The 15,549-nt window shown below is 64.7% G+C and carries 16 protein-coding genes; 9 read left to right on the forward strand and 7 right to left on the reverse strand.

Going from position 1 to position 15,549, the window contains the following annotated elements; genetic code table 11:
* Window positions 1-58: 58 nt before the first annotated feature.
* From LU671_RS07550 to LU671_RS07565, 4 genes are all read right to left on the reverse strand, one after another.
* On the reverse strand, window positions 59-1,657 hold the full coding sequence (locus tag LU671_RS07550; protein ID WP_232855244.1) for a hypothetical protein: 1,599 nt from the start codon (window positions 1,655-1,657) through the stop codon (window positions 59-61).
* Window positions 1,658-1,660: 3 nt separating this feature from the next.
* Window positions 1,661-2,422, reverse strand: a complete 762-nt coding sequence (locus LU671_RS07555; protein ID WP_232855250.1) for a hypothetical protein — start codon at window positions 2,420-2,422, stop codon at window positions 1,661-1,663.
* Window positions 2,423-2,582: 160 nt separating this feature from the next.
* Window positions 2,583-3,110, reverse strand: coding sequence for a thioesterase family protein (locus tag LU671_RS07560; RefSeq protein WP_198743174.1), 528 nt, complete (start codon window positions 3,108-3,110; stop codon window positions 2,583-2,585).
* 268 nt (window positions 3,111-3,378) lie between these two features.
* Window positions 3,379-3,789, reverse strand: coding sequence for an acyl-CoA thioesterase (locus LU671_RS07565; protein WP_232855258.1), 411 nt, complete (start codon window positions 3,787-3,789; stop codon window positions 3,379-3,381).
* 442 nt (window positions 3,790-4,231) lie between these two features.
* On the opposite strand from LU671_RS07565, the gene LU671_RS07570 reads away from it, so the two are divergent.
* Complete coding sequence (locus LU671_RS07570) at window positions 4,232-4,897, forward strand: HAD family hydrolase (protein WP_232855260.1); 666 nt, start codon at window positions 4,232-4,234, stop codon at window positions 4,895-4,897.
* Window positions 4,898-4,973: 76 nt separating this feature from the next.
* Here the strand turns inward: LU671_RS07570 and ppk2 are convergent, their stop codons facing one another.
* On the reverse strand, window positions 4,974-5,792 hold the full coding sequence (gene ppk2, locus LU671_RS07575; RefSeq protein ID WP_232855262.1) for a polyphosphate kinase 2: 819 nt from the start codon (window positions 5,790-5,792) through the stop codon (window positions 4,974-4,976).
* A gap of 258 nt (window positions 5,793-6,050) precedes the next feature.
* Here ppk2 and LU671_RS07580 point away from each other — a divergent pair, with 258 nt between their 5' ends.
* Together LU671_RS07580 and LU671_RS07585 are read left to right on the forward strand one after the other, a co-directional pair.
* On the forward strand, window positions 6,051-6,683 hold the full coding sequence (locus tag LU671_RS07580; protein WP_232855264.1) for a hypothetical protein: 633 nt from the start codon (window positions 6,051-6,053) through the stop codon (window positions 6,681-6,683).
* Window positions 6,684-6,781: 98 nt separating this feature from the next.
* Window positions 6,782-7,000 carry a hypothetical protein gene (locus LU671_RS07585; RefSeq protein ID WP_203646890.1) on the forward strand — a complete coding sequence of 73 codons (219 nt, stop codon included), beginning with the start codon at window positions 6,782-6,784 and terminating at the stop codon, window positions 6,998-7,000.
* Window positions 7,001-7,144: 144 nt separating this feature from the next.
* Here the strand turns inward: LU671_RS07585 and LU671_RS07590 are convergent, their stop codons facing one another.
* Window positions 7,145-8,044, reverse strand: coding sequence for a proline iminopeptidase-family hydrolase (locus tag LU671_RS07590; protein ID WP_186733290.1), 900 nt, complete (start codon window positions 8,042-8,044; stop codon window positions 7,145-7,147).
* 98 nt (window positions 8,045-8,142) lie between these two features.
* A complete protein-coding gene (locus LU671_RS07595; RefSeq protein WP_203646892.1) occupies window positions 8,143-8,904 on the reverse strand; it encodes a LuxR family transcriptional regulator in 762 nt (253 codons plus the stop codon).
* 172 nt (window positions 8,905-9,076) lie between these two features.
* Here LU671_RS07595 and LU671_RS07600 point away from each other — a divergent pair, with 172 nt between their 5' ends.
* Genes LU671_RS07600 through LU671_RS07625 form a run of 6 tightly spaced genes read left to right on the forward strand, consistent with a single transcriptional unit; the run spans window position 9,077 to window position 15,293 of the window.
* The gene (locus tag LU671_RS07600) at window positions 9,077-9,967 is read left to right on the forward strand and encodes a proline iminopeptidase-family hydrolase (protein WP_203646895.1); all 891 of its coding nucleotides are present in this window, start codon (window positions 9,077-9,079) and stop codon (window positions 9,965-9,967) included.
* Window positions 9,968-9,970: 3 nt separating this feature from the next.
* Window positions 9,971-10,918, forward strand: coding sequence for an ABC transporter permease (locus LU671_RS07605; RefSeq protein WP_203646897.1), 948 nt, complete (start codon window positions 9,971-9,973; stop codon window positions 10,916-10,918).
* Entirely contained in the window at window positions 10,915-11,763 is an 849-nt protein-coding gene (locus LU671_RS07610; RefSeq protein WP_203646899.1) for an ABC transporter permease, read from the forward strand. Before LU671_RS07605 ends, LU671_RS07610 begins: the two co-directional genes overlap by 4 nt.
* On the forward strand, window positions 11,760-12,746 hold the full coding sequence (locus tag LU671_RS07615; RefSeq protein ID WP_232855272.1) for an ABC transporter ATP-binding protein: 987 nt from the start codon (window positions 11,760-11,762) through the stop codon (window positions 12,744-12,746). Before LU671_RS07610 ends, LU671_RS07615 begins: the two co-directional genes overlap by 4 nt.
* Window positions 12,743-13,717: an ABC transporter ATP-binding protein gene (locus tag LU671_RS07620; protein ID WP_203646901.1), complete on the forward strand. Its 975-nt coding sequence runs from the start codon at window positions 12,743-12,745 to the stop codon at window positions 13,715-13,717. Before LU671_RS07615 ends, LU671_RS07620 begins: the two co-directional genes overlap by 4 nt.
* Before the next feature lie 34 nt (window positions 13,718-13,751).
* Window positions 13,752-15,293 (forward strand): ABC transporter substrate-binding protein, encoded by a 1,542-nt coding sequence (locus LU671_RS07625; protein WP_232855274.1) that lies wholly within the window; start codon window positions 13,752-13,754, stop codon window positions 15,291-15,293.
* Window positions 15,294-15,549: the final 256 nt, after the last annotated feature.

A 15,549-nucleotide genomic window follows, 5' to 3' on the forward strand; every position in this document is an offset into this window, starting at 1 on the left:
TACTCTTTTTTCAAAACACTGAACAGTCCCCTTCGTCGCCGGCCCTCCCCGCCCTGCCTCAGTAGCGAATGGACAAGGCGATCGCCTCGTTCGGGGTCTGGTGTTTGTCCAGCAGGCCCAGCACCTCTTTCTTCAACTGCTCCTGCCGGTCGATCAGCGCCAGGTCGCGGAACTTGTAGTCCAGGTCGGCATAGCTTTCCGACACGCCGGCATTGAGGTGGTTCTTGCCGAAGGTGTGCACGATGTGCTTGGACTTCCAGATGTCGTACTGGCTGAACACCTGGTCCTGCGGCAGGTGCCTGGCGACCGAGAACGGCACCCGGGTCAGCAGGCAGTAGTTCATCTTGTACTTGTGGAACTGGTAGTGCTCCAGGGAGTGGACGAACGACACGTACCAGATGTAGGTGGCGATCACCTCGATGTTGAAGGCCTTGTCGCCGGGCTGGCACGGCAGGTTGACGTAGCGGCACAGCTCGGCGACCCAGTTGTTGATGTAAGGCTCGGAGCCGTCGCGCAGCAGGTCGTCGTAGCTGGCCGAGACGAACTTCAGCACCGCCGCGTAGTAGTCGCGGTACTGGGCGTTGAGCGCGTGCTGGCCATTGAGGTACTGGTCGAACGGGATGGCGAACCTGATCTCGAACTTCTGGGTCAGCGCCTGGTCCTCGGTCTCGCGCTTGTTGTACATGTTCAGGGCGTTTTCATAGCCGACCTTGTAGAAGGTCTGCGCCGAGTAGTAGCCGATGCAGCTGTAGAGGAACTTGTCGGCGATGCCGGTGGTTTCGCGCAGCGACAGCGGCGATTCCTTGAACTGGTGGTTGAGCATCAGGATGTAGGCGGTGTGCGGGTCCATCAGCTTGTGGAAGTTCGACTCCCTGGGCACCAGGTTGAACAGGAACGCCGCGCCCATTTCGGCGAAGAACAGGTGGTGGTGCAGGTGCGCGCCGAGGATGAAGAACACCATGGTGTTGGACATGAAGTACACCTTGGCCAGGTCCCAGTGCGGCTCGCCCGGGCCGACACTGAAGCCGTCGCGCAGGGTGATGCGCATGCTGTCGGCGGCAAAATCCTCGGCAATGGCGATGCTGGCCACGTCGAACACCGAGCTGGACAGGCGGATCTCGCGGGTGAAGTCACGCATGTCGAAGGTCGACACGCCATCGACCGTCTGCAGGTAGTGGGTGATCTGCGACGACATCAGGAACACCCGCAGGTCCTCGTCCGAGATGGCCGTCGGTTGCGGGAACTGGCCCAGCGGCACCTTGTAGTAGTCGCGGTTGGCCTTGATGATCGACTGGATGTAGTTGTGGTAGACCTTGTCCTTTCTCCAGCGGTAGACCAGCTCGGCGGGCAGCTTTTTCGGGATGTAGCCCATGTGGTAGTCGGTGCCCGGGATCGGCGTGCTTTCCATCGAGATGGAATCGCGGTTGTAGTGGCGGTAGCCGAAGTAGCGAGGCAGCAGCCATTTCAACTGGACCCACTTCCAGGCCAGGAAGCTGGTGCCGAGGTTGATCGCGTACAGCGACAGCAGCAGCGGCACGAACTTCACGTAGTAAAGGCCCACGTACACATGCTTCAACGGCTCGGCGCGGGTCTTGCTCATCAGGATGATCACGGGGCTGACGGTGATGAAAAACGCCAGCAGGATGACTTCCAACATGCTTCAAACTCCTTGTTCGATCGCTTTGTTCTTGTTGCGGCTTGCGCCGTAGCTGTACAGGCAGGCGCCTGTGAAAATCACGTTGGCCACGCTCCAGGCGAGGGCCGCGTCGGGGCTGTACCAGCCCGTCAGGTCGAAGGCGGGCAGGTTCATCAACGGTGTGTCGCCGGCGAGCGTGCGCACGAACAGGTAAAAACCAAAGGTGTAGGCACGGGCCTGGAAGTACAGGTCCGAACGACGCAGGAGCAAGGCGTAGGCCACCGGTGCCAGCAACAGCGGCAGGGCGTAGCCGAAGGTGGTGATCCGTGCCGAGTACAGGAAGCACAGGTTCCAGGTGGTGTAGAGGTAGGGCCAGTAGGCCGGGACACGCACCACGAAATCATTGTGACGGCCAGAGATCTCCCAATGCTTGCGCGAGTACGGCAGGCAGACGATCAGGCCCACGGCGGCGACGATGTTGAGGATGTTTCCGGTCTGCCAGTCGATCACCGAGGCTTCGATGATGTTCAGCACGATCACCACGTAGATGAGCTTGTAGATGAAGCCTTCGATCCTTGGCTTGTAGCGGGCATAGGCCAGGAAGCACATGGGCAGCAACACACTGATGGTCTTGATGCGCATGAACAGGTTGGCGTTGGGCACCAGCAGCGCCGGCAGCGACAGGACGAAGAAGGTCAGGCCCACCAGGCGGTAGCGCCTGAACAGCTCGGCGACCAGCAGGAAGGCGGCGAAAAAGGCCAGCATCAACAGCAAGGTGTTCGACATGAGGTGTTTCCCTACTCATTCATGGATCGACGTGCGGCGCGAACGCCGGGCACGGCAAAGCCTGCCGCGCACGTCCGGGCCAGAGGCCGGGGACGGTGGAGCAATGGACAGGCGTTGCAGGTATCAGGTGGCTGGCAAGGAGGCCGCGGCGCGGCCTGGCTCAGGCCTTGCCGAGGACGTGCGCTTCAGCCTCCAGCCACTTCTTCACGGCTTCGGGCATCGGCGCGGTGGTGGGCTGGACCTTGAGCTTCTCGGCGATCACCGCATTGGCGACCAGGCCCTTGCGACCGACCCAGGCGCCTTTGGAGTAGCCGGTCACGACCACTTCGCCAGCCATGTTCAAGAAGCTGTACTGGAAGTAGGTCCAGTTTTCGTCGAGGCAGCAGATGCTGAATTCGGCGGTATACTTCTCGAACATGGAAAGTTGCTTCTTGTAGACAACCAAGTTGCCACCGAGCATCGGCTTCCAGCCCAACTTGAAGGCCGGAATGAGGATTTTCGCGCGCAGGCAAAGTTCCAGCATGAACAAGTCGGCGATGGTCATGTAACGACCATTGTTCATGTGTTTGTTGATGTCGATATCGTTCGGCCAGACCCGCAGCGTGCGGTGCAGCGTGTCGGTCAGGGCCATGGGCGGCTTGAAGAAACCGCGCAGGACAGCCAGCAACAGGCGGATGTACAGATTCATCCGGTTATCCCTCCCTAGGATTTTTATTATCGTTCCCTGTCAAGCCAGCCGTTGATGCGTCGGCTGGCGGCAAGCGGCGCATTGCAGGCCTGCTTGTTTGCTTCGTAGCGGTGGCGAAACTAACAGCTTTCCCCAAGAGCAACCAGTGGCCAACACCTTAATTGGTCGAAAAACGCCAACTGAATAACCGGTCACGTTCGGACTTCATATCCAATTGATGCTGAAACGTTTGTTCTTTTATTGGAAAACTATTCGTCGCGGTGTCCCGCTAGCCCATGCGCTCGCACAACGCCTGGCGCAATGCCTCGGGCACTGCAACCGGCTGCTTGCTCTCGGGGCAGACGCACACCTGGGTCATGCTGGCGCGAAAGCAAACCTCGCCGCCGGCGCCGCGCGCCTCCACGGCGAAGCTGAATGATGTGGTACCAGGCTCACCACTGCTGACCTGCACGCTGATCAGGTCGCCCCAGGTCATGGGCGCCAGGAATTCGATGGACAGGGCCCGCGCCGGCGGCATCACGCCCATGGCGAACAAGGTGCGCAGACCTTCGCCGCCAAGGCGGTGGGAGAGAAACTCATGAATCGCCTCGATGACGAAATAGGAGATGCGCGGCGTATAGACGATCCCCGCAGGATCGCAGTCGCCAAACAGAATTTTCCGGGTAGTGACGAAAGGCATGGCGTTGTGTGCTCCGTGCTGGGAATGCCTGGCCGCTCATACTAACGCACAAACGGCTGGCATCTTTGCTGCCCCACCACTCCCAAGCCATGCACCAAGGCAGGCAACCATGGCCTGACAGGTTCGGCACGTTGCAACAAATGTAGGAGCAACTGTCTTGCTGAGATTTTTCAACCGGCATGATCTCTGTAGGAGCGGCCTTGTGTCGCGAAAGGGCCGCAAAGCGGCCCCGGCGATCTTTGCGACAACGCTGAAATCCCCGGGGCTGCTTCGCAGCCCTTTCGCGACACAAGGCCGCTCCTACAGGTTGGCGTAGTACCTGTGAGCCTTGCGTCGCGCGGGCGGCGCTCCCGCCGAGCACCTCGAACGCCCCCAGCCAAGTGCATTTCCCCCCCCTGATCCCTTATGATGCTGAATGGTTTCTCCACCCCCAGGATGCCCGATGCTGACCGCCCTGCTGTTCGACCTCGATGGGACCCTCACCGACACCGACACCTTGCACCTGCAAGCCTTTCGCCAGCTGCTGTTCGACCATGACGGCCGCGAGCTGACCCAGGAGCAGTTCAACACTCAGGTCAGCGGTCGCTCCAACGGCCTGCTGTTCGCCGAACTGTTCCCCCAGGCCGACGCCGCCAGCCGCCAGGCCCTGGCCGAACGCAAGGAAGCACTGTTCCGCGAACTGTCACCGACCCTGGCGCCGATGCCCGGCCTGCTGCGCCTGCTGGACCACGCTACGCGGCATGGCATCGGCATGTGCGTGGTGACCAACGCGCCCCGCCTGAACGCCGAGCACATGCTCGGCGCCATGGACCTGGCCACGCGTTTCGAGCATGTGCTGGTAGCGGACGAGCTGGCGCGCCCCAAACCCGACCCCCTGCCCTACCTCACCGGCCTGCAGCGCCTGGACGCCAAGGCCGGACAGGCACTGGCATTCGAGGACTCGCTGCCAGGCGTCAAGGCCGCCGTCGATGCCGGCATCTTCACCGTCGGGCTGGCGACCACCCAGCCCGCCGAGCGGTTGCTGGAAGCCGGGGCCAGGCTGGTGATCGAGGACTATGACGACCCGCGGTTGTGGGACCTGGTCGAGCGAATGCAGTCTGCTGGCTGATTGTCCGGGGAGCGCAACGTGCACCTTGCCCGAGTGCTCGGAACAGTCGCCGCCACGGCTTGCGTCGATCCAGGCGTCAGAACCGCTCCGCCACCACCTTGAACGGATACGGCTGCGCCTTGTGCTTGCCGATCTTGCCGCGCTTGGGCAACGACACCTTGTGCGCGTGGCTAAGGTCCTTGTAGGGGATCTGCTGCAGCAGGTGGCTGATGATGTTCAGCCGCGCCTTGCGCTTGTCCTCCGAGCGCGCCATGTACCAGGGTGCCCAGGACGAGTCGGAGGCGGCGAACATGTCGTCGCGGGCGCGGGTGTAGTCGTCCCAGCGGTTGTAGGACTTGACGTCCATCGGCGACAGCTTCCACAGCTTGCGCCCGTCGCTGATGCGGTCCTGCAGGCGGCGGGTCTGCTCCTCGGCGCTGACCTCGAGCCAGTACTTGATGAGGATGATCCCCGACTCGACCATCATGCGCTCGAACATCGGCACCACGGTGAGGAACTTGTGGGCCTGCTCGTCAGTGCAGAAGCCCATCACCCGCTCGACGCCGGCGCGGTTGTACCAGCTGCGATCGAAGATCACCACCTCGCCCGCCGCCGGCAGGTGGACCAGGTAGCGCTGGGCATACATCTGGGTCTTCTCGCGCTCGGTGGGGGCCGGCAGCGCCACCACGCGAAACACCCGCGGGCTCACCCGCTCGGTGATGGCCTTGATGGTGCCGCCCTTGCCGGCGCCGTCGCGGCCCTCGAAGACGATGCACACCTTCAGGCCCTTCTCCACCACCCACTGCTGCAGCTTGACCAGCTCGACGTGCAACCGCCGCAGTTCTGCCTCGTAGGTCTTGCGCCCGAGTCTGTCCGTGGCATCGCCCTTGCGTTTCTTGCCATCGCCCTTGGCCATCGGTGGCTCCTCTGTGTTCGTTGCAGGTCTGTCCGTTGCCGGTTGCCCCGACGGCGCCAGGGCGGATCAGAGGAGTATGGATGAGCAGCGGCATTTTGCCGGACATGGCGCTGCGCGGGTGCTGCGAAACAGCGCACAGCTTGGAGGATATGTCGTCTTGCCACGATTGCAGGGGCTCTGGCCCGCGGGTTCTAATCCCGCACCAGCCGGCCCGGCCGGCGCGCATCCCTGCAATTGGCAACTCAAGGAAGCCCTACGATGGACAGGAAGATCATACCGCTGGCCCTGCTGGCGAGCCTGGTCGGCTGCTCGGACGGCCAACAGCCCCGCGAAGCCGACCTGCGCCAGGCTGCCCAGGCCTACCTCGACACCCAGTACCCGCACTGTTTCGTGATCAGCGCCTTCCCCACGCGCACCCGTGACTTCGATGTGGAAGGCACCAACAAGGCCCTGCACGCCCTGGCCCGGGTCGGCGTGGTCAGCGAACGGGAAGTCGCCCGCACCGAGGTGCCGGAGCGCCTGTGGCAGCCGGCGCGGACCGATATCTACTACGCCTACGACCTCACCGACGAGGGCCGGCGCCACTACAAGGCCGATGCCCGGCGCGAGGCGAACGGCGCCAGCACCGGCGGCCTGTGCTTCGGCAAGGCACAGGTCACCACCATCAAGGGCTTCAGCCCCCCTGTCGAACACGATGGCCGCCAGCAGTCCCAGGTGACCTACAGCTACCAGATCACCGAACTGCCGGGGTGGGCCGACGACGCGGCGGTCCAGGCCGATATCGCCGGGCTTGGCCAGGCGGTCGCCAGCGCCGCCAAGCCGCTGGAGGAAACCCGATCCATGGTCCTTACGGCCCAGGGCTGGGTGCACGAGCAACTGCTGGCCAACTGAACGGCTTGTTAATCCTGGGAAAATCCGCGCACGCCATCCTTGCCTCAACCCGGCCGCCAGGCGGCCGACCTTCAGGTCAATCGATGGAGACTCCAGTGATGAAATCCGTAGCGTGCGCACTCGCCCTGCTGGCAACGATCTCGGCCACCTCGGCCTTTGCCGAAGGCGGCGCCGACCGCCTCAGGGAACGCAGCGACCAACTTGCGCTGCAACGCCAGCAGGCGGCCGAGCAGGTTGCCAAGGGTGACGCCCCGTCACCCGCCCGGCAGCATCTCGGCCAGCAAGGACAGGACGCTAGCGACAAGCCCTCCAGCTGATGCCCCCTGAACAGCGTCTTTCAGCGCAGACGCCTTGCGCGTGGATGGCTTGGCCCCTACCTGACAACACCGCGCAAAAAACTCAGGCCCGCCGGGCAACGCCCGGACAGGCCTGAGGAAGGGAAAACGGTCGAATGCTACGCGCTACAGACTCTCGTCGAGGAACTTCACCACCGTGCCCATGCACGCCACCCGCTCCTCTACATGGGGCATATGGCTGGAGTTCTCGAACAGCGCCCAGCGGATCCCGGGGATCAGGTCCAGGTACGGCTTGACCACCAGCGGCGTGGCCTCGTCATAACGCCCGGAAATCAACAGGCTCGGCACATTGATCTGCGGCAGGCGGTCGACGATGGTCCAGTCCTTGGTGCTGCCGATGATATGGAACTCGTTCGGTCCGGTCATGGCGTGGTACACGGTCGGGTCGGCATCCACCTGGGCGAAGGTGCGCGCCACTTCTTCCGGCCAGGGCTTGAGCCGGCACACGTGGCGGTCGTAGAACACCCGGGTGGCGGCGATATAGTCGGCTGCGGTGTAGTCGCCCACGGCCTCGTGGCGCAACAGGGTGTCCTGGACCTCCTTGGGCAGCTCTTCACGCAGGCGGTTGGCCTCGCGTACCCAGGTGCGCATGTCGGCCGGCGAGTTGGCGATCACCAGGCAGCGCAGGCCCCGTGGCTGGCGCACCGCGTGCTCGCTGGCGAGCATGCCGCCCCAGGATTGGCCCAGCAGCGCGTAGCGCTCGCTGATGCCCAGGTGTTCCAGCAGGTTGTCGAGCTCCTCGAGGAACAGCTTGACCGTCCAGAACGATGCCGGCATCTGCGGCAGGTGGGTCGAGCGGCCGTTGCCCAGCTGATCGTAGTGAATGACCGGGTAGCCACCGGCGGCGACATCCTTGTAGGCGTCAACATAATCGTAGGTGCAACCCGGGCCACCATGCAGGATGACCAGCGGGGTGCGGCCACAGTCCAGGTCACCGGTAACGCGGTACCAGGTCTTGTAGTTGCCGAAGGGGGCAAAACCTTCACGCGATTGGGTGAGTTCCATGTCATCCGGCTCCGTGCGAATCATGGAGCACACAATAACCCTACGCGCGGCGCGGCATAACTAGAGAGTTCTCTAGGTTTTCGACCTTTTTTGTTGCTTCATTGGTCCAGCAGGCGGTAGTGCACCGCCCGGGCGACCGCCTGGACGCGGTTTTTCGCCCCCAGTTTGTGCATGGCCGAGGTCAGGTGCAGGGAAATCGTCGCCAGCGAGCGGTTGAGCTTCTCGGCAATCTCCCCTGCCGTCAGGCCTTCGGCGGCCCAGCGCAGGCATTCGACCTCGCGGCGGGTCAGGCGGATGACGCGGGTGGCGGAGGCCTTGGCCAGCAAGGGATAGGCCGCCTCCTGCAAGGCATGGGCGATCAGGCTGAAATCGCCCAGGTGCTCCCGGGCGTCGTCCAGGTCGCGTTGGCTGGCCTGGGGGCGCAGGCCGGTCAGGGTCGCCAACCCGCCCCGTGGCAGGTGGATGGGCACGGTCACGCCGCAGGTCAGCTGCGCGTCGTGCAGGTAACCGACCACCGGGGCGTGGCGCTGGTCGATGTGGCGCTGCAGGACGGTCTCGCCCTTGGGCAGGTACGACCAGACGAAGGGCGCGATGGAGGACACCGCCACCTGCTGCACCGGGTCGATCTGGTAGAAGCCCTCGGAGCACCACAGGTCCTGCCAGTCCTTCGGGGTCTGGCGCAGCCGGACCACACTCGGGGTGATCAGCTCGCCGACATGATCCAGCGGCACCGGGCTGTAGTCGTACACCAGGGCATCGAAGCCCAGTTCCGCCGCCAGTTCGGCGACGCTGTCCATCTGCTCGTCGAGGCTATCGTCCGACGCCAGACGCGCATTGAGTTCAGCCATCTTGGCCTGCATACCTGACACTCCCTGTGATTCCTTTTGGATTTCCATCTCGAAGTCCGGCACGTAGAATGCCACGGCTTGGCGCGGGACTGCCATACGAAACCTATAGGAAACACTAGCTTGTAGGCGACGAAAACTCCTGCGCTAGTTATAGCTGCAAGCCATGGCCAACAGGAGAGTAGCGATGTGGCGTGAGATGCAACCTGACCAGCAGTTCAACGTATCGGTCGATGGCCACAATCTCGTGGTGTACAGCTTTGGTGAAGGGGACGAGGTGCTGCTGTGCCTCAATGGCGGGCCGGGGCTGCCCTGCGACTACCTGCGCGACGCCCATGCCTGGCTCAAGGACAAGGGTATCCGCGTGGTCGCCTTCGACCAGCTGGGCACCGGCGCCTCCGACCGCCCGGATGACGACAGCCTGTGGAACATCACCCGCTACGTGGCCGAGGTCGAGCAGGTGCGCCAGGCCCTGGACCTGGGCCGTGTGCACATGCTCGGGCACTCCTGGGGCGGCTGGCTGGCGATCGAGTACGCCATTCATCACCCGCAGTCGCTGAAAAGTCTGATTCTCGAGAACACCGTCGGCGACATTCCGCACCTGATCACCGAGCTGGAGCGCCTGCGCGGCGCCCTGGGCAGCGAAACAGTGGCGATGATGCAGCGCCACGAGGCCATGGGCACCCTCGACCACCCGCAGTACCAGGCCGCCATCACCCTGCTCAACTACCGCCATGTCTGCCGGCTCGATGAATGGCCGGCGCCGATCCAGCGCTCGCTGGGCGACTGGAACATGGGCCCCTACGCCACCATGCAGGGCCCCAACGAGTTCCTTTATATCGGCAACCTCAAGGACTGGAACCGCCTCGAGCAAATGGGCTCGTTCCGCATGCCGGTGCTGATCACCACCGGCCAGCACGACGAACTGACCCCGGCCTGCGCCATGCGCATGAAGCTGGCGCTGCATGAGCGCGCCGAGCTGCACGTGTTCCCCAACAGCAGCCATATGCCGTTCTACGAAGAGCCCCAGGCCTATTTCCCGGTGTTGCTGGATTTCCTGCAACGTAACCGGGGCTGATCGATGAGCCTGGCCCGCTACCGGTTCGTCCTCATCCGTCCGTTGCAACTGCTGCCGGTGCTGCTGGGCATCAGCATCATCACCTTCGTGCTGGTGCGCTCGATCCCGGGCGATCCGGCGCGGGTACTGCTGGGCGCGCGCAGCACACCGGACGCGATCCAGAAAATCCGCGCCCAGTTCGGCCTCGACGAGCCGATCTGGGTGCAATACCTGTACTTCCTGAAGAACCTGCTCAATGGTGACCTGGGCAAGTCGCTGCTGTACAAGGTCGACGCCCTGCCGCTGATCGCCAGCCGCATCGAGCCGACCCTGATGCTGGTGTTGGGCAGCGTCGCCCTGGCGCTGCTGATCGCCGTGCCGCTGGCCATCCTCGCCGCCCGCCACAAGGGCGGCTGGGCCGACAACCTGATCCGCCTGTTCACCACCGCCGGCCTCGGCTTGCCGGCCTTCTGGCTGGGGCTGATGCTGATCCTGCTGTTCAGCGTGCACTGGGGGCTGTTCCCGGTGTCCGGCTATGGCCGTACCTGGACCGACAAGCTGCACCACCTGGTGCTGCCCTGCCTGACCATCGCCCTGGCGCTGTCGGCGGTGCTGGTGCGCAACCTGCGCGCCAGCATCCTGCTGGAGATGCAGGCCGACCATGTCACCGCCGCCCGTGCCCGGGGCCTGGGCGAAGGGGCGATCCTGCGCCGGCATGTCCTGCCCAACTCCATGGTGCCGACCATCAACCTGCTGGCGGTCAACATCGGCTGGCTGATCAGCGGCACGGTGGTGATCGAGAGCCTGTTCTCCCTGCCGGGCGTCGGCCAATTGCTGGTGCGCGGCATCTTCACCCGTGACTACATGGTGGTCCAGGGCGTTGCCATGGTGCTGGCCTGCGCCACGGTGGCGGTGAACTTCCTCGCCGACGTGGCGACCACCGTCCTCGATCCGCGGGTGAAGATCCAATGAGCGCCACCCTCGCCCTGCGCGCACGCCTGGCCTGGAACCTCGGCGATGGTCGCCTGACCCTGTACTGCGGCCTGGCCATCGTCCTCGGCTGGTGCCTGCTGGCGCTGTGCGCGCCGTGGGTTGCGCCATTCGACCCGCTGCTGCAGAACGGCGACCTGCGCCTGGCCGCGCCGAGCCTGGCGCATCCCTTCGGCACCGACAACTTCGGCCGCGACGTGCTCTCGCGGGTGATCTGGGGCGCCCGCGTCGACCTGCAGATGGCCCTGATCGGGGTGATCTTCCCGTTCCTGCTCGGCACCTGCATCGGCGCGGTATCCGGCTACGTCGGCGGCTGGCTGGACAACGCCTGCATGCGCCTGATCGACATTGTCCTGGCCTTTCCGTTCCTGGTGCTGATGCTGGCGATCATGGCCATTCTCGGCCCGGGCCTGGGCAGCTTCTACATCGCCATGGCGCTGGTTGGCTGGGTGTCCTATGCGCGGCTGATCCGCTCGCAGATCCTCGTGCTCAAGCAGAGCGACTTCGCCCTGGCCGCCAGGAGCCTGGGCTTCAGCCACCGACGCACGCTGTTCGGCCACCTGCTGCCCAACGCGCTGTTCGGCTCGGTGGTGTTCTGCATGTCGGACGCCGTGCTGGTGCTGCTCAACGGCGCCGCCGTCAGCTACCTGGGCCTCGGTGTGCAACCGCCGACCCCGGAATGGGGCACCATGGTCGCCGAGGGGCAGAGCTTCATCACCAGCGCCTGGTGGATCTGCACCTTCCCGGGCCTGGCGGTGGTGACCCTGGCCATGGGCTTCAGCCTGCTGGCCGACGGCGTCGCCGAACGCCTGGGAGACCGCTCATGACCACGCCCCTGCTCCAGGTCCGCGGACTGAGCGTCATCGCCCGTGCCGGCCAACGGGATATCACCCTGGTCGACCGGCTGTCCTTCGACCTTGGCGAAGGCGAGATCCTCGGCCTGGTGGGCGAAAGCGGCTCGGGCAAGACCCTGGCCTGCCGGGGCCTGATGCGCCTGCTGCCGGCGCCGAACCTGCGGGTCGAGGGCCAGGCCGTGCGCCTGGCGGGCCACGACCTGCTGCAGCTGGACGAAGCCGGCATGCGCCGCCTGCGTGGGCGCGAGCTGGGGATGATCTTCCAGAACCCCAGCAGCCACCTGGACCCGCTGATGCGCATCGGCGAGCAGATCGCCGAGGGCATCCGCCTGCACCAGGGCGTTTCGCGTCGGGAGGCCCGGGCCGAAGCCATCGAGGTGCTGCGCCAGGTCGGTATCCCCGACCCGAAGTCCCGGGTCGACAACTATCCCCATGAGTTTTCCGGCGGCATGCGCCAACGGGCGATGATCGCCGTGGCCCTGGGCTGCAACCCCAAGGTGCTGATCGCCGACGAGCCGACCACGGCCCTGGATGTCACCGTGCAGGCGCAGATCCTGCGCCTGCTGCTGGAGCTGCGCGACCGCCGCGGGCTGTCGATGATCCTGATCAGCCACGACCTGGGCGTGGTGGCGCAGACCTGCGACAGCATCGCCGTGATGTACGCCGGGCGCCTCTGCGAACACGGCGCCAAGCACGAAATGCTGGCCCGGCCTCGACATCCGTACAGCGCCGGGCTGCTGGCCTGCCATCCGGCGGCGCAACCCGAGGCACGGCGCATGACCACCATCGCCGGGCAGCCACCGCTGCTCGATGACCTGCCGGCGGGCTGCCGCTTCGAATCACGTTGCCCCCAGGCCATGCCGCTCTGCCGGCAACAATTGCCCGAACTGCTGGAGGCAAGCCCCGGCCACCGCCTGGCCTGCCATGTCCCGCTGCTGGCCGGAGGCCTGTCATGACCAGTTTGTTGCAGGTCAAGGACCTGCAGGTTCAATTTCCCGCCGCCGGCAGCGGCCTGTTCAACCTGCGTCCGCGCAAGGTCAGCGCGGTCAACGGCGCCTCGCTGAATCTCGCCGCCGGCGAAACTCTCGGCCTGGTGGGCGAATCGGGCTGCGGCAAGAGCACCCTGGCCCGGGCCATCCTCCAGCTCACCCCGAGCTGCGGCGGCCAGGTGCTGTTCGACGGCACCGACATGAACCAGGGCAGCCCGGCGGATATCGCCCGCCTGCGCCGCGAGACCGCGATGATCTTCCAGGACCCGTACAGCGCGCTCAACCCGCGCCAGCGCATCGGCCAGATCCTCGCCGAAGTGCTGCAAGTGCAGCGCAAGGTGCCCGCCACGCAGATTCCGGCCCGGGTCGGTGAACTGCTCGAGCTGGTCGGCCTGCGCGCCGAGCTGGCCGAGCGCAGGCCCGGTTCGCTGAGCGGTGGCCAGTGCCAGCGGGTCGGCATCGCCCGGGCCCTGGCCGTCGAGCCCAGGCTGATCGTCGCCGATGAATGTGTCGCCGCGCTGGACGTGTCGATCCAGGGGCAGATCATCAACCTGCTGCTGGAGCTGCGCGAGCGCATGGGCCTGGCGCTGCTGTTCATCACCCATGACCTGGGCGTGGTGCGCCGCCTGTGCGACCGGGTGGCGGTGATGTACCTGGGGCAGATCGTCGAGGAAGGCCCGGTGCATGAGGTCTTTACCGCCCCGCGCCACCCCTACACCGCCGCGCTGATCCAGTCCATCGCCGACATCGACCCGGCCCGACGCCTGCCCCAGGACCCGCTGGCCGGCGAGCCGCCGAGCCCACTGAACCTGCCATCCGGCTGCGCCTTCCATCCGCGCTGCCGGCATGCGCTGCCCGGCTGCGGCGAAACCGCGCCACCCGAGCATATCCAGGGCGCCCGGCGCCACGCCTGCGTTCACTCGCAACTGCCCTGCTGACATCACCACCATGACCATCAAACGGAGCTTGAGCATGAAACCCGCCGCATTGAAACTTCTCACCGCCGCCGTGCTGGCCGCCAGCACCCTGGCCAGCGGCATGGCCCAGGCCGCCGGCGTGCTGACCATCGGCTGCCGCGAGGAAAGCACCACCTTCGACCCGATCAAGAGCGCGCAGAACCGCGACAGCTGGGTATTCGCCAACGTCTACGACGTGCTGATCCGCGTCGACAACAGCGGCACCCGGCTGGTGCCGGGCCTGGCCGAAAGCTGGAAGGTTTCCGACGACGGCCTGACCTACACCTTCAAGATGCGCAACGCCAAGTTCTCCGACGGCTCGCCGATCTCCGCCGAGGACGCCGCCTTCTCCCTGCTGCGCATCCGCGACAACCCGGGTTCGCTCTGGGCCGACTCGTACAAGATCATCGACACCGCCAAGGCCGCCGACCCGCATACCCTGGTGGTGACCCTGCACAGCAAGTCGGTGCCGTTCCTGGCCCAGCTCGCCACCGCCAACATCTCGATCCTGTCGAAAAAGGCCATGGACAAGCTCGGCGAGGAGGAATACGCACAGAACCCGGTGGTGTCCGGGGCCTTCAAACTCAAGGAATGGCTACGGGGCGACCGGGTGATCCTGGAGAAGAACCCGGAGTTCTGGCAGGCCGACAAGGTCAGCCTGGATGGCGTGGAGTGGATCTCCATCCCGGATGACCGCACGCGCATGATGAAGGTCCAGGCCGGCGAACTGGACTCGGCGATCTTTGTGCCGTTCACCCAGGTGGACGAGTTGCAGAAGGACAAGAAGATCACCATCCATATCGACCCCTCGACCCGTGAAGACCACCTGCTGATCAACCACTCCAAGGGCCTGCTGGGCAAACAGGAAGTGCGCGAGGCCATCGACCTGGCGATCGACAAGAAGGCGCTGGTGGACACGGTGACCTTCGGTCACGGCGAAATGGCCTACTCGTACATTCCCAAGGGTGCGCTCTACCACAACGCCGACAACCCGCAGCGCCCGTTCGACCCGGCCAAGGCCCGCGAGCTGCTGAAAAAAGCCGGCGCCGAGGGGCTGAAGGTCAACTACGTGGTCAACGCCGGCAACGAGGCCGACGAGCAGATCGCCGTACTGGTGCAAAAGCAGCTGGCCGATGTCGGCATCACCGCCAACCTGCAGAAGGTCGACCCGACCCAGAGCTGGCAGATGCTGGTCGACGGTGACTATGACCTGTCGGTGATGTACTGGACCAATGACGTGCTCGACCCGGACCAGAAGACCACCTTCGTGCTGGGCCACGACACCAACATGAACTACATGACCCGCTACCACAACGACAAGGTCAAGGACCTGGTGGCCGCGGCCCGGGTGGAAACCGACCCGGTCAAGCGCAAGCAGATGTACCAGGACCTGCAGAAGCTGGCCAAGCAGGACGTGCACTGGATCGACCTGTATTACAGCCCGTACATCAACATCTCGCGCAGCAATATCCAGAACTTCCTGCAGAACCCGCTGGGGCGTTTCACCCTGGAGGAGACGGTGAAGCTGGAGGCTGGTCAGAAGACCGCGCAGAACTGAAACCCGTGGGGCGGCTCATGGCTGTCTTTTGACCGCGTTGTGGCGGACAGGTGCCTGGCGGTAGTCTTGTCGCGCCCTTGAGACCGAGCGCCGCCCGCGCGGCGCATCGCGGGACAAGTCGCATCGGCGCACCGCCGCTCCCACATTTGTTTCGGGCCAGTCAATCCTGTGCCATTACCTGGTCCGCCTTGTTGGTACGACGCGGTTTTGGCGTGGTCGCTAACGCTGCTCCACATGACTCAAGGCATGCACCAAG

The sequence above is a fragment of the Pseudomonas sp. NMI760_13 genome, assembly GCF_021283245.1.
GTDB lineage: Bacteria > Pseudomonadota > Gammaproteobacteria > Pseudomonadales > Pseudomonadaceae > Aquipseudomonas > Aquipseudomonas peradeniyensis.

Bases quoted from the DNA above. Each gene is read 5' to 3' on its own strand.
- LU671_RS07600 (WP_203646895.1), top strand. From the start codon at position 9,077: ATGTGGCGTGAGATGCAACCTGACCAGCAGTTCAACGTATCGGTCGAT.
- LU671_RS07590 (WP_186733290.1), bottom strand. From the start codon at position 8,044: ATGGAACTCACCCAATCGCGTGAAGGTTTTGCCCCCTTCGGCAACTAC.
- LU671_RS07580 (WP_232855264.1), top strand. From the start codon at position 6,051: ATGGACAGGAAGATCATACCGCTGGCCCTGCTGGCGAGCCTGGTCGGC.
- LU671_RS07605 (WP_203646897.1), top strand. From the start codon at position 9,971: ATGAGCCTGGCCCGCTACCGGTTCGTCCTCATCCGTCCGTTGCAACTG.
- LU671_RS07555 (WP_232855250.1), bottom strand. From the start codon at position 2,422: ATGTCGAACACCTTGCTGTTGATGCTGGCCTTTTTCGCCGCCTTCCTG.
- LU671_RS07585 (WP_203646890.1), top strand. From the start codon at position 6,782: ATGAAATCCGTAGCGTGCGCACTCGCCCTGCTGGCAACGATCTCGGCC.
- LU671_RS07560 (WP_198743174.1), bottom strand. From the start codon at position 3,110: ATGAATCTGTACATCCGCCTGTTGCTGGCTGTCCTGCGCGGTTTCTTC.
- LU671_RS07565 (WP_232855258.1), bottom strand. From the start codon at position 3,789: ATGCCTTTCGTCACTACCCGGAAAATTCTGTTTGGCGACTGCGATCCT.
- LU671_RS07570 (WP_232855260.1), top strand. From the start codon at position 4,232: ATGCTGACCGCCCTGCTGTTCGACCTCGATGGGACCCTCACCGACACC.
- LU671_RS07620 (WP_203646901.1), top strand. From the start codon at position 12,743: ATGACCAGTTTGTTGCAGGTCAAGGACCTGCAGGTTCAATTTCCCGCC.
- LU671_RS07550 (WP_232855244.1), bottom strand. From the start codon at position 1,657: ATGTTGGAAGTCATCCTGCTGGCGTTTTTCATCACCGTCAGCCCCGTG.
- LU671_RS07625 (WP_232855274.1), top strand. From the start codon at position 13,752: ATGAAACCCGCCGCATTGAAACTTCTCACCGCCGCCGTGCTGGCCGCC.
- LU671_RS07595 (WP_203646892.1), bottom strand. From the start codon at position 8,904: ATGCAGGCCAAGATGGCTGAACTCAATGCGCGTCTGGCGTCGGACGAT.
- LU671_RS07610 (WP_203646899.1), top strand. From the start codon at position 10,915: ATGAGCGCCACCCTCGCCCTGCGCGCACGCCTGGCCTGGAACCTCGGC.
- LU671_RS07615 (WP_232855272.1), top strand. From the start codon at position 11,760: ATGACCACGCCCCTGCTCCAGGTCCGCGGACTGAGCGTCATCGCCCGT.
- ppk2 (WP_232855262.1), bottom strand. From the start codon at position 5,792: ATGGCCAAGGGCGATGGCAAGAAACGCAAGGGCGATGCCACGGACAGA.